10 protein-coding genes and 1 other annotated feature (1 of these 11 cut by a window edge) are annotated in these 14,274 nt (G+C 45.1%); all 10 genes read right to left on the bottom strand.

Annotated features, from left to right (window positions below; all coding sequences use genetic code 11):
- Positions 1-34: a sequence feature (ribosomal protein L10 leader region), on the bottom strand; it reaches 97 nt to the left of the window's first position.
- Between the two features lie 75 nt (positions 35-109).
- On the bottom strand, positions 110-1,252 hold the full coding sequence (gene prfB, locus G596_RS0105345; RefSeq protein ID WP_026499424.1) for a peptide chain release factor 2: 1,143 nt from the start codon (positions 1,250-1,252) through the stop codon (positions 110-112).
- Positions 1,253-1,359: 107 nt separating this feature from the next.
- A complete protein-coding gene (secA, locus tag G596_RS0105340) occupies positions 1,360-3,927 on the bottom strand; it encodes a preprotein translocase subunit SecA (RefSeq protein ID WP_022760811.1) in 2,568 nt (855 codons plus the stop codon).
- A 176-nt stretch (positions 3,928-4,103) separates the two neighbouring features.
- Positions 4,104-5,141 (bottom strand): ABC transporter substrate-binding protein, encoded by a 1,038-nt coding sequence (locus G596_RS0105335; protein WP_022760810.1) that lies wholly within the window; start codon positions 5,139-5,141, stop codon positions 4,104-4,106.
- Positions 5,138-6,172 carry an ABC transporter permease subunit gene (locus tag G596_RS0105330; protein WP_022760809.1) on the bottom strand — a complete coding sequence of 345 codons (1,035 nt, stop codon included), beginning with the start codon at positions 6,170-6,172 and terminating at the stop codon, positions 5,138-5,140. Before G596_RS0105330 ends, G596_RS0105335 begins: the two co-directional genes overlap by 4 nt.
- Entirely contained in the window at positions 6,173-7,258 is a 1,086-nt protein-coding gene (locus G596_RS0105325) for an ABC transporter permease (protein ID WP_022760808.1), read from the bottom strand.
- 3 nt (positions 7,259-7,261) lie between these two features.
- Entirely contained in the window at positions 7,262-8,746 is a 1,485-nt protein-coding gene (locus G596_RS21050) for a sugar ABC transporter ATP-binding protein (protein WP_044928005.1), read from the bottom strand.
- Between the two features lie 110 nt (positions 8,747-8,856).
- Positions 8,857-9,960, bottom strand: a complete 1,104-nt coding sequence (locus G596_RS0105315; RefSeq protein WP_022760806.1) for an ABC transporter substrate-binding protein — start codon at positions 9,958-9,960, stop codon at positions 8,857-8,859.
- A gap of 149 nt (positions 9,961-10,109) precedes the next feature.
- The gene (locus tag G596_RS0105310; RefSeq protein ID WP_022760805.1) at positions 10,110-11,444 is read right to left on the bottom strand and encodes a sensor histidine kinase; all 1,335 of its coding nucleotides are present in this window, start codon (positions 11,442-11,444) and stop codon (positions 10,110-10,112) included.
- A 3-nt stretch (positions 11,445-11,447) separates the two neighbouring features.
- Positions 11,448-13,052 carry a response regulator transcription factor gene (locus tag G596_RS0105305; RefSeq protein WP_044927980.1) on the bottom strand — a complete coding sequence of 535 codons (1,605 nt, stop codon included), beginning with the start codon at positions 13,050-13,052 and terminating at the stop codon, positions 11,448-11,450.
- A gap of 145 nt (positions 13,053-13,197) precedes the next feature.
- Positions 13,198-14,265 (bottom strand): butyrate kinase, encoded by a 1,068-nt coding sequence (gene buk / locus G596_RS0105300; RefSeq protein WP_022760803.1) that lies wholly within the window; start codon positions 14,263-14,265, stop codon positions 13,198-13,200.
- Positions 14,266-14,274: the final 9 nt, after the last annotated feature.

The following is a 14,274-nucleotide window of genomic DNA, read 5'->3' as shown; positions in this document are numbered from 1 at the left end:
CACCTACTGTCTTCGGCTGGTCATAACGACCTTGAGTAGATTAACACAATAATACAACTGTGTCAACAACTTTTTCAAAAGTTTATAATCAGTTTCTTAATATTTGATGTTACTCTTCTTCTGTGTCTCCAACAGGCTTACCACCGGTTGCGAGCCACTTAAGATACGCATTGATGAACGGATCAAGATCCCCATCAAGAACTCCGTCAGCATTAGACGCCTTAAAACCTGTTCGAGTATCATTAACCATTGTGTAAGGCTGAAGGACATAGGATCTGATCTGACTTCCCCATGCGTTATCCATTACCTCACCTCTGATACCTGCAAGCTTCGCTGCCTGCTCTTCCTGTTTCATAATGAAGAGCTTCGCTTTCAGCATCTGCATTGCCTTGTCCTTGTTCTGGAACTGAGAACGCTCATTCTGACAAGCAACTACAACACCTGTAGGAATATGTGTGATACGCACAGCAGATGATGTCTTATTGATGTGCTGTCCACCCGCACCACTTGAACGATATGTATCAATTCTAAGGTCATCAGGGTTAATGTCGATATCTACATCTTCCTCAATATCAGGCATGATATCACAGGAAACGAATGATGTCTGTCTCTTAGCCTGTGCATTGAACGGGCTGATACGAACAAGTCTGTGAACACCGTGCTCTGACTTAAGAAGTCCGTAAGCATTAGTTCCTGAAATCTGGAATGTAACCGACTTGATTCCGGCTTCGTCACCATCGAGATAGTCAAGAACTTCTGTTGAGAAGCCCTTTCTCTCAGCCCATCTGGTGTACATTCTGTAGAGCATTGATGCCCAGTCGCAAGCCTCTGTTCCACCTGCACCTGCATTAAGTCTGAGGATTACATCATATTTGTCATAAGGTCCGTTCAAAAGGTTACTGATACGGATTTTCTCAAGAGTATCTTCAAACTGATCAAGCTCTGACCTGATCTCTGCAGCCATATCGTCATCATCAACACCCTCTTCATTCTGAAGGTCGATGAGATCCATCATATCGTCGTACTGTTTGTGAAGGCCTTCTACCTCTGCAACAAGATCCTGCATGTTCTTAAGATTTCTTGTCTTCTTGTTGGCCTTCTCAGCATCATCCCAGAAGGTAGGCTCTTCCATCTCACGGGAAAGCTCTTCGATCATTTTCTTCTTTGAATCAAGGTCAAGTGAACCTGTCACCTCGTCGAGAGTCCCCCTCAGGTTTGAGAGTTCAACCTTCATCTGATCTAAAATTACCATACTTGAATCCTTCCATAAAAAAACTTGGATTATAATTCCATCCAAGATAAACCTCATCCGGCCGCTTCGCGGCCACCTTCCCCTTAAAAAGGGGAAGGCAGTAATTGTTACTGCATTCTGCCGTGGCAGTTTTTGAATTTCTTACCGCTTCCGCAAGGGCATGGATCGTTGGGATAAACCTTGGCTTCCATACGCTTAACGGGTTCCTTCGCAGCACTGTCGTCCTTATTGGTACCTGTTACCTTTGCAACCTGCTCACGCTCCACCTTCTCTTCGATGTGAACGTGGAAGAGAAGTCTTACGGTATCTTCTTTGATGTTACGTGTCATCTCATCGAACATCTCAAAACCGGCAAGCTTGTACTCAATCTTAGGATCTCTCTGAGCGAAAGCCTGAAGGCCGATACCCTGGCGAAGCTGATCCATATCGTCAATGTGGTCCATCCACTTTCTGTCGATAACCTTAAGGAGGATTACACGCTCGATCTCACGGATTGTCTCGGGTTCCGGGAACTCCGCTTCTTTTTCCTCATAGAGCTTAACTGCCTCTTCCTTGAGCTGCTGCTTAAGGCCGTTCTTGGTAAGCTTGTTGATTCGTCCGCGATTGATCTTCTTAAGCGGAATCGTAGGAAGAAGAAGCTCATTGAGCTCTGTAAGATTCCACTCATCGGAATCGGTCACCTCTCCTACTACTGTCTCCACAGCCTCCTCAACTATATCCGTAATCATCTTATAAACAGTATCACGCATGCTGTCACCGTTAAGAACACGTCTGCGCTCGTCATAGATGATCTCTCTCTGCTCATTGTTAACCTGGTCATACTCAAGAAGGTTTTTACGAATACCGAAGTTGTTATCCTCGATCTTCTTCTGAGCTGACTCGATCGCTTTTGACAAAGCCTTATGCTCAATCTCCTGTCCCTCCGGAATACCAAGGGAATTAAACATGGAGATAAGTCTCTCTGAACCAAACAGTCTAAGAAGGTTATCCTCAAGTGAAAGATAGAACTTTGATTCACCGGGATCTCCCTGACGTCCTGAACGTCCACGAAGCTGATTATCTATACGTCTACTCTCATGACGCTCTGTACCCACAATCTTAAGACCGCCGGCTGCAAGTGCCTCGTCATCAAGCTTAATATCGGTACCACGTCCTGCCATGTTGGTAGCGATTGTAACAGCGCCGTGTTTTCCTGCCTCTGCGACAATCTGTGCTTCCATCTCATGGAACTTCGCATTCAATACGTTGTGCGGGATTCCTCTCTTTTTAAGGAGCTTACTTACTTCCTCTGAAGACTCAATTGTTATGGTACCAACCAGAACAGGCTGTCCCTTTTCATGAGCTGCCTGAACAGCATCAGCTACAGCATTGAGTTTCTCCTTCTTTGTTTTGTAAACAGCATCCTGAAGGTCCTTACGGATAACAGGTCTGTTGGTAGGAATCTCTATAACGTCCATTCCGTAGATATCACGGAACTCGCGCTCCTCTGTAAGAGCAGTACCTGTCATACCACACTTTTTCTCGAACTTGTTAAAGAAGTTCTGGAAAGTAATGGTAGCAAGTGTCTTGGATTCTCTCTTAACCTTTACATGCTCCTTAGCCTCGATAGCCTGGTGGAGACCATCTGAATAACGACGTCCGGGCATTACACGACCGGTAAACTCATCGACGATAAGTACTTCATCATCTTTAACAATGTAGTCGTGATCCTTCGCCATAAGGTTGTTTGCGCGAAGAGCAAGGATTATGTTGTGCTGGATCTCGAGGTTTTCGGGATCAGCAAGGTTATCTATTCTGAAGAAGTTCTCAACCTTAGCAACACCCTGTGCAGTAAGGTTTACAAGCTTATCCTTCTCATTAACTATGAAATCTCCGGACTCCTCCTGCTCGATACCCATGATGGCATCCATCTTGGAGAACTCTTCCATATCAGCACCGCGAGTCATCTGCTTAGCGAGGATGTCGCAAGCCTCGTAGAGCTTTGTGGACTTGTCGCTCTGACCGGAAATAATAAGAGGTGTACGGGCTTCGTCAATAAGAATTGAGTCAATCTCATCGATGATGGCGTAATTAAGTCCGCGAAGAACGCACTGCTCTTTGTAAATAGCCATATTATCACGAAGATAGTCGAAACCAAGTTCATTATTGGTAACGTAAGTGATGTCGCAGTTATAAGCTGCCTGTCTCTCCTCACTGTTCATGCTGTTAAGAACAACACCGACAGTCAGCCCAAGAAACTCATGTACTTTTCCCATCCACTCAGCATCACGCTTAGCAAGGTAATCGTTGACCGTTACAACATGAACGCCCTTACCTGCAAGTGCATCAAGATATGAAGGAAGGGTAGCCACAAGGGTCTTACCTTCACCGGTACGCATCTCTGCGATACGACCCTGATGAAGAATAACTCCACCTATAAGCTGAACGCGGAAATGTTCCATACCGAGTACTCTGCATGCTGCCTCACGAACAGTAGCATATGCCTCGGGCAAAATGTCGTCCAGCGTCTCCCCACTCTCAAGTCTCTTCTTGAATTCATCGGTCTTAGCCTTCAGTTCTTCATCGGAAAGTTTCTTCATCTCAGGCTGCAGACTCTCGATCTTATCTACAGTTCCCTGGATTCTCTTAAGCTCTCTCTCGCTGTGTGTACCGATGATCTTATCAATAATGCTCATTTCTTAACACTCCGTTTAAATAATTACATGTAAAAAAGTAGGAGGCCTCTGATTCGCCTCCTACTTTAATAAAGACAAAATCTCACATGACATTCTAACAAATAACAAAAATATTATCAACACAAAACATGGCAGCACTGCCAAAACAGGCTCCGTCATCCTTTGGGAACGCCCTCTCAGGGCTCCTCAACCGCATACTCTATGCCATCCACAGTAACACTCTTTACCGTGTTAAGAGAACTGAATATCTTCTCATCAACATAGTTGAAGGTTTCCGGAGTCTCTCCTTTGTCCAGAGCCTCAATAAGCGCCCGGACTCTGGGACCGTGGAGCGGGTTGCACTCTGCTATGCAGGATATCTTTCCTTCTCTGCAATATTCAAGGGACTTTTCATTCACGCCATCAAAAGAGACCACCATTACTTCTCCATTTTTTATATTGGGTCCCACGCGTTTTCCTGCCGCTTCCAAGGCGTCTATTGCACCTATAGCCATATTGTCGTTCTCGCAGTAAACCACGTTGATGTTGTCATACCCCTTGAGCATTGCAGCCATAACTTCTCTGCCTTTATTTTCAGTAAAGTCACCGCTGACCTCTGTTATGAGATCCCAGCCGTTCTCCCTTGCTGCATTGGCCAGTCCCCTGGTTCTTCCGATCTGAGCGGTGGATCCCATCGTCCCCTGGATATTTACTATATGAAGCTCCTCAGGTGAGATGTTTCGTACTTCAGTTAATTTCCTTAGCCATTCGGTCATCTTCTTACTTTCAAGCTCGAAGTCCGAACCAACCCAGCAGGAAAAGAGTGTTTTATCTGCTACATCAACTCTTCTGTCCACTAGAATAACAGGTATTCCTGCGTCTCTGGCTTCCGTCAGAACTGATTCCCATCCTGTCTCTGTTGCGGGAGCAAGCACGATATAATCGACGCCCTGCTGAATAAACATCCTGACTGCAGTTATCTGGTTAGCCTGTTTTTGCTGTCCGTTTTTATATACAAGATTAAAACCGTTCTCCCTGGTGAAGGCCTCCTGCATGGAGATTGTATTGGTATTTCTCCAGTCGGATTCAGCGCCAAGCTGTGAAAATCCCACAGTTATGAGATCTTCTTCAACGGTTTCATCTGTGCTTTCTTCTTTAATGGCACTGCTCCCGCAGCCGGCTGCAAGAGCCGGCAGGAGGAGCAGTAAGGTAAGTAGTGTGGCAATCTTTTTCATGCTTTTAATGCTTTCTTTTTCTGAGCCATAACCACGCTCTGGATCAGAAGGAATATGCAGAGCATCGCTGCGATTGTGATACCGGTCCACCAAGCCTGGTCAAGACCTGCTGACGAAACGATGTTCTGAATTGTACTAAGTGAGAGCACTCCGAAAAGTGTTCCGATAATATTTCCTACACCACCGGTAAGCATTGTGCCACCGATGATTGATGATGCGATAGCGTTCATTTCCATACCCATCGCATGGCTGGCTGAACCCGAACCAACGTGGAGGAAATAAACATAACCGCCGATACCTGCGAGAACGCTGCAGATCATGTGTGAAAGGAACTTTGTTCTCTTTACATTGATACCAAGCATAAGTGCGCTCTGCTTGTTGCCGCCCACTGCGTAAAAACTGCGGCCTAGTTTTGTCCAGCGAAGAGCAATAAACAAAACGGCTACAACTATCAGCGCAACGATTACACCGATTTCTACATAGGCAGGTACATAAATGCCCTTTTTGTTTGTGGTTCCCATTCCGGGAATAATAATTCTTGTAAGCTTAAGGGCTGTAAACTCCTCATCAGCAACATTGAAAGGAGCTGTGTTAACAATAGTTGTCATACCTCTTGCAAAGAACATACCTGCAAGGGAAACGATGAAAGGCTGGATATCAAGATAAGCTACAAGGAAGCCCTGAACTAAGCCGTAAGCAATACCGATGCCAAGAGCTATAAGTATTGATCCGATGATGCTTCCGTCGTGATAATCAAGATAAACCGCGCAGCACATGGAAACAAGAGCAACGACACCGCCGACTGAAATATCGATTCCGCCGGAGATCATAACCACGCTCATTCCGCATGCTGTAATAATGAGAGCCGCATTTGCATTCAGGATGTTAAAGAACATCTGGGGCTTTGTGAAAGCACCCCCCTGGAACACAATAGCTCCGATATACATAAGGAAGAAAATCACTATAGTAATAGTAAGGAGAAGAGAAGTATCATTCATCTTCCCGAATATGTTTTTCTTTGAACCGCTCATTCAGGCCACCTCCTTCTTCGCAGGCGCGACCTTCTTGGTAAGCTGCTTCATATAATCTCTCACTGTCGGAGCAGAGAATACAACAAGTACAATAACGACTACAGCCTTGTAAGCTGCAAGAGCATCCGACTGAACGTTGAATTTATAGAGAGTTGTTGTAAGGAACTGAATTACATATGCTCCCAAAATAGAAGCCCACATATTAAACTTACCGCCGGAAAGTGCATTTCCGCCAAGTGCAACCGCAAGGATTGCATCCATCTCTATATCCTTTGCAATAACGGAATAGTTGATGGTTGAAAGTCTGCTGACCTTGATAAGTGCTGCAACTGCCACGCAGAGTCCAAGAATTACAAAGCTGAGGAACTTTATAAATGTAGGATTGATACCATTGAGTCTTGAAGAATTCTCGTTGATACCAACTGCCTGTGTATAAAGTCCGAGGTTTGTAAACTTAAGCACAAGTGCGATTACAATGATGCATGCAATAACAATGAAAACTGTTGTCGGAACCGGAATTCCGGGAATGAAACTTCCAAAGTATGCGAACTTGGGATCCGGAACAATAGGAAGCTCATTGTTGTTGATCCACGCTGCGATGGAGCGACCGGCCGTAAACAGTATAAGCGTCGCTATCATGGGCTGAATCTTGAATACCGCAACCAACATTCCGTTAAAAGCTCCACAGAGCATTCCTACTACACAAGCTACAAGGAATGCAACAATGATCGGTGCCGCAAGCTCTGTAGGTCTTGAAGTACCGCCGCACAGAACTCTCAGCATAGCAGAACCAGCAATAGCGATTGTAGCGCCGACAGAAATATCCTGTCCGCCTGAAGCAGCTGTAACCAGTGTCATGCCTATAGCCAGAATACCAAGCTCTGAGCCGTAGTCCAGAATTGTTATAAGGTATCCGGAGAGAACCGGATTACCTGCATTGTTAGTTCCGAGAGTTATTTTGAAAAATCCCGGATCATTGATCAGGTTTATTACCGCCAGGAGAAGAAGCGCCAGGATCGGTATAAACAACTGATTTCCAACGAGCTTTTTGAAAAAGCTCTCATCTTTATTTGCTGTTTTACTCATATCTTACTTATCCCCCGCGATTGTACTCATTATCTTATTCTGTGTAAGGTCACCGCCACTGAGTTCCCCTACAACCTTTCTGTCTCTCATAACCACAAGTCTTGAGCAGGTTCTGAGCATCTCGTCTGTTTCCGACGAAATGAAAGTAACACTCATACCCTCTTTTGCAAGCTCAAGAACAAGCTTCTGAATATCAACCTTGGTTCCTACATCGATACCTCTCGTAGGCTCATCAAGAATAAGATACTCAGGATGCATAAGCAGCCATCTCGCAAGGATAACCTTCTGCTGATTTCCTCCGGAGAGAGACTTTATAGGTGTGTCTACCGAAGCTGTCTTTATGTTCAGCTTCTTTATGTACTCCTCAGCAAACGCATTTACCTGAGCCTTGCTGAAGGGCTTGAAAAATCCGGTAAGCACCTGAAGTGCCAGGATTATGTTTTCCTTAACAGACAGATCACCGATTATACCGTCACCTTTTCTGTCCTCAGGAAGGTAAGCGATTCCGTGCTTCATGGCATCGAGCGGCTTGCCGATCTTAACCTCTTTTCCGTGCATCTTTACAGTTCCGTTAAGAACTCTGTCTGCTCCGAAAATAGCTCTTACGCACTCACTTCTTCCGGAGCCGAGAAGTCCGGTAAATCCGTTGACCTCGCCCTTTTTAATATAGAAATCAAAGGGCTTGATTCCTGCATTACTCTGAAGCTCCGATGCCTCAAATACACGTTCATCGGCATCCGCACCTTCATAGCTTCCGCCCTCTCCCTTAATATCCGAGAGGTCATCCATCTCTTTACCAAGCATCTTGGCAACCAGCTGAACTCTGGGCAGATCCTTGATCTCATATTCTCCGACAAGCTGACCGTCACGAAGAACCGTTATCTTGTCACAAACTTCGTAAACCTGATCAAGGAAGTGGGTTACGAAAATGATACCTACGCCTCTGGCTTTAAGATCTCTCATGAGACCAAAAAGCTTTTCAACCTCCTGCTCATCAAGTGATGATGTAGGCTCATCGAGGATAAGCACCTTACAATCCATATCTACCGCCCTTGCAATTGCAACCATCTGCTGAACCGCGATGGAGCAGTTTGAAAGCTGCTGCTTTGCCTTGGCAGGTATTTCCAGTGACTGAAGAAGCTTGTCCGCCTCCTCATTCATTTTTTTCCAATTTGTTATCTTACCTTCTCCGCGCCCTATGAACATGTTCTCGGCAACAGTAAGATTAGGACAAAGTGTGATCTCCTGATACACTGTACTGATGCCATTTTTCTGGGCATCCTGGGGTGAGTGAATTGCTACTTCACCCTTTCCTTCAAGAGTGATGGTGCCTGCATCCTTACTGTAAACACCCGTGAGAACCTTTATCAGGGTTGATTTTCCTGCGCCGTTTTCTCCCATAAGCGCATGAATCTCACCTTTATTCAGAGAAAAGTCCACATTCTGCAAAGCCTTAACACCCGGGAAGGTTTTTACTATGCCTCGCATTTCCAAAACTCTGTTATCTTCCACTGACTTACCTCTTTCCTTTTTTCTACTTACTCCATTTCAAAAGAAAGAGCGGTGCGGACATTCCGCACCGCTCAATAAATCAACTATTAGATTCCGTACTTGTCTACGTCATCCTGTGTAATTGTTGTAGCATCGAAGCCCTTCTCATCCATGATGATTGTCTTCTCTGAAAGTGTGCCGCCGCTCTCAAGAGTCTTGATGATCTCATCGATGTAACTAGCCTGGAAAGGATTGCACTGTCCGTCGTAGTTCCAGTTCTGAGCAAGAAGCTCTTCAAGTGCCCACTTGTTGCAGTCATAACCCATAACGATTACGTCTTTGCCAACGCCGTGAGAGATACCAGCTGCGTCAAGAGCTGCAACTGCACCCTTAGCCATATCGTCGTTCTCTGCATAGATTACGTTGAAAGGTGTGCCTGCATCGATAACTGACTGAACGATCTGCTGAGCTTTCTCTGCATTCCACTCAGCTGTCTGCTGTGTAACGAGGTTCCATGATGCCTCTGCGTCAACCTTGTCGCTAAGAGCTCCGGAACGTCCCTGCTGAGCTGCTGAGCCCATAACACCCTGAATGTGGATGATGTTGTACTCATCAAGTCCCTGACCTGCGAGCCACTCAACTGCCATCTCACCTTCCTTAGCCATATCAGAAACGATAGAAGCCTCATAGAGTGAAGGATCTGCATCGATTGTACGGTCGAAAAGAATAACCTTTACACCTGCTGCCTGTGCATCCTGAAGAACTGAATCCCAGCCTGCTGTGTCAGCTGCGGAAAGAAGAAGATAATCAACTTCGTCCTGGATAAAGCCCTGAGCTGCTGTGATCTGCTCATCATTCTTTAAGCTGTAAGCAAACTTAGCATCATAGCCGTTTGCCTCATTGAACATTGCCTTTAAGTCAGCATCGTTAGCTGTACGATAACCGGACTCGTTAGGATCGTTGTTGATGATACCAACCTTGATAAGGTCGCCAGATGCTGCTGTTGTATCTTCAGCTGCGGGCTCTTCTGTAGTTGTCTCTTCAGCTGTTGTCTCTTCAGCTGCGGGCTCTTCTGTAGTTGTCTCTTCAGCTGCGGGAGTCTCTGTTGCTGCAGACTCTGCAGGAGCTTCCTGTTTTGCGCCGCCACCGCATGCAACAAGGCTAAGTGCCATTGCTGATGCCATTACCATTGACAATACTTTTCTTTTCATAACTTTTTTCCTCCTAAAAAAATATGAAAGTTAATAGCTGTGGGAACCCTTATGTCCCCGACAAGTATTATTCTAATTTTTTTAGTAAAAAAAGCCATTGAATAAAAAATGCATTGAAGTTGATTTTTTTATGTAAATTTTATTTAAGTTCATTTTTTTATGATTTCGGTTAAGATTTTCGGGAGGCGAATATTTACAATAGTCCCGACACCTTCCGTGGAATCAATTCCCACACCGTACTCATCACCAAACGACAGCTTGATTCTCTCATTTATATTGTAGAGACCGTAAATTGTATTATCCTCGGGCTTGTCACTTTTCAGATTTTCCCTGATCGATACAAGTCTCTCATCGGAGATGCCCATACCATCGTCCTTTACAGTGATCTGGATAAACTCACCCAGATCTCCGCCGGTAACTATTATCTTGCCGCCGCCTCGCCTGTTCTTAATTCCGTGATAGAGCGCATTTTCTACCACCGGCTGAATTGTGATCTTCGGAATCACATAGTCATAAATCGTCTCCGGAACATCTATCTCATACGAAAGGATATCCTGATACCTTATCTGCTGAATCTCAAGATAACTCCTGACGTGCTGCAGATCCTCCCTGATGGTAACAATTTCTTTACCTTTATTTAGTGAGCTTCTGAAAAAGTCGGAAAGACTTCCGACCATGCTCACAACCTGCTTCTGATTACCGGCCTCCGCGGACCATACAATAGCATCGAGCGTATTATACAAAAAGTGAGGATTTATCTGCGCCTGCAAAAGCTCAAACTCCGCTTTTCTCAGCTGCTTCTGCTCATTTTTTACCTGCTCCTCGATAGGCCTTGTAATCCACAAAGGCCCCCAGAAAGACATAACCATAATGAAGATAACGATAAATGCAAACAAACCGGTTGAGATTTTTACGATATCAAAATAGAACTGACTGGTCTCCTGCTGAGCCGTTTGAAGCTGTCTGTTTTCATAGTAGACGTACTCATTGATGGTTTCCTGCAAAAGCGACGTTACAATCTGGACATCATTCTCCCAGATCGTGATATTTGCCTCGTACCTGTCCTCGTAGTTCATATTATCTTCGATTCGATCAATATAAGTCTCGAGGTTGTTAAGGTATTTCTGTGCGCTCTCAAGACGCTTCCTGTTATCCTTGGTATCAGTGTAATCCTCGAGCCTCTCAACAACTTCCCTGGCATCGGACAAATACTCCGGTATCTTGGAATCCGCAAGCGCTACGTTTCCAACAATGAGCAAATAGGTCTCGTAATCAAAGTCCTCTTTGAAATCAAGACTGAATTCACTGGCCGCCACCACCGAACTTAGCATGTCTTTGTATCGCTCATTGATCGTCCACATATTATAAAAAGCGTACGCCATGAAAATGATGCTCGGAAGGAGCAGTATCACATATGAAATTCTTATCTGATTGGCTAGCTTGGATTTTCCGCTAACCGACCGTCTGCTCAATCCGTTTTCCATCAACTAATTCTCCTCCGTGCGATTACCGCCTCTGTACTGAGTAGGTGTAACCCCCTGAGTCTTTTTAAATAAATACGAAAAATAATGAGGATCCTTATATCCCACCATGAGCCCTATCTCGTTGCTCTTTTTGGATGTACTGCTGAGAAGCTCCTTCGCAGCATTCATACGATAGTCGGTGAGATATTTGATAAACGGCTGACCTGTCTGCTGCCTGAAAACTGCACTTAAATGATTAGGTGAAAAGTTAACGTGCGCGGCAAGTGTATTAAGCGACAGATCCTCCTCCGTGTAATGCTCCTCTATATAATTCATCACTTCGTTTACAACGTCGCGATAATGTCCCTTGTTATCATTTTCCCTTAAAGCCGCAGCATTTTTTACTATGCGGACCATATACTGCTGCGTCTTTCCCTCATCCGCAAGGACATCGGGAACCGGTATCTCCGGCTTCTCCTCACAGTGAAGCTCATTTTCCATAAAATCCGTAACACAGAAATAGACATCCATTGCTATATACTGACGAAGCAGCGTTGAACGAATCGCGCCTTTTCCCATTCCGTTAATGAACTCTTCGATGAAAAATTCAGCCTCTGTGGCGTCTCCTCTTCTGAGGAACTCTCTTATCAGCCTTCTGTCTATATGTCTTGGATCAATTTCCGACAAAACCACATCCTCCTGCTGGGGATGAAGCATGTCCTCCTGACCTATCAAAAAACCGTTGTCATCTGTCAAATACATGTGTGCGAAGGCTCTGCTGGCCCAGGAAAAAGATATCGGGATATCCGAAACTCGTCCTACGCACTGTCCAACACCTCCAAAATATTTTATATGATGGTACTTCTCGAAAAGCTTCTTCATTTTGAGCATGCTTTCTTCGATTTTCGCACCAATTGATTCATCGTCATCACCCTTGAACAAGAGTGCCGCACCCTCGATTCCAAGATCAAAGAAAATAGCACCTGCCTCTTCCGCAATGCCCCTTACACCCTTCTCAATTTCCACAACACTCTGGGAATACTCGTAGGCATCATGGCGGGTAGACCAAACCTTTAGACGAATCACGTTATATCTTATGGAAGTAAGGTCGAGTGAAAGCTTTTTAGCTCTGTCAAGAATCTCAGACAGCCCCTTGGTGCCTGCCACAAGATCTGCGAAAAGTTCCTGTCTGTCGTACTCAGTGCGCTCCAGCATTTCTTCTTCATAGCGCTTTTTCACTTCACGCTCACGGCGCTTTTCTCTTGTTTTCTCAGCAAGATTATCAATCTCTTTTAATAGATTTTCACCGCTTATGGGCTTACTAAGGTAGCTGGACACACCTATCCTTATAGCTTCCTGGGCAAACTGGAAATCTTCGTAACCCGTAAGAAGAATTATCTCTATCCAGGGAAACTGCTCCTTTATCATTCTGCTAAGAGTCAGCCCATCCATAAAGGGCATCTTGATATCTGTGATCACGATATCCGGCTGGAGTTTCTGAATCATGGGATAGGCCACTTCACCGTCTCCCGCTTCGCCGCAGAATTCGTAGCCATGTGCTTCCCAGTCTATATTATTTTTAATTCCTTCTCTGACGACAAACTCGTCTTCCACCAAAAAAACTTTCATGCTTCCTCCAAAAAATAGGAATTTCGGAGACATTTCCTATAAGATAAAAACCCTTCCAGGTGTGACACCCGGAAGGGTTAATTCACCCCTCTTCCGTCAGCTTCGCTGACACCTTCCCCCCAGGGGAAGGCTATGAGGGCTCGTTTTACTCGTAGATCTTAGCCTTTTCCTCACCGTTCATAACGCGAAGGGCGCCCTGAGCAAGTGCAAGAAGCTCATCCTCTCCGGGATAAACAGTAACAGGTGCAATAAACTTAACCTTATCTGTCAATCTATCCATAAGTGTAGCATTGTATGCAATACCACCTGTGATGATGATCTGATCAACCTTACCGTCGAGAACAGCTGCTTCGGATCCGATGTTCTTAGCAAGCTGGAAAAGGAATGCATCGATAACGAGCTTTGCCTTCTCATTGCCCTCATCTCTCATCTTAACAACTTCTCTCATGTCGTTGGTGCCGAGCCATGCATTGAAGCCGCCGTTACCAACTGCCATCTTACGAACCTCTGCCTCAGAATATTTACCTGAGAAGCAAAGCTTGATAAGACCGCCTGTAGGAAGACCGCCTGCACGCTCAGGAGACATAGCTCCGTCACCGTCAAGAGCGTTGAATACATCGATGATCTGACCGTTCTTGTGAGCACCAACGGAAACACCACCGCCGAGGTGAACTACTACAAGATTGATATCCTCGTACTTTTTGCCGTTTTCCTTAGCAAATCTTCTGGCAACAGCCTTCTGATTCAGAGCATGGAAAATTGAAACTCTGGGGAGCTGAGGAAGACCTGAAACTCTTGCCTCATCGCAGAGCTCATCTACAACAACGGGATCTACTATATAGGAAGGAACACCGATCTCATCAGCGATCTCTTTTGCAAGAAGTCCGCCGAGATTAGATGCGTGTTCACCCTGAACGCCTGCCTTAAGATCCTTAAGGAGTGCATCGTTAACTTCATAAGTACCACCCGGGATAGGCTTTACAAGACCGCCGCGGCCTACGATTACGTTAAAAGACTTAACATCAACATTTGACTCTTTAAGGAAATTGAGAATAAGTTCTTTTCTCCAGCCAAGCTGATCTGTGATGTGGTCATACTTTGCAATCTCTTCTGTGGGATGGCGAAGTGTCTCATCCATCTTAAGAGTCTCATCCTCGAAGATACCGAGCTTTGTTGATGTGGAACCGGGATTGATAATTAAACTTTTAATCATGGTTTTCTC

The organism is Butyrivibrio sp. AD3002 (assembly GCF_000420905.1).
Classification (GTDB): Bacteria; Bacillota; Clostridia; order Lachnospirales; family Lachnospiraceae; genus Butyrivibrio.
Note: the sequence above shows the minus strand (reverse complement) of the source record. Positions and strands in the feature narration are given on the sequence as shown.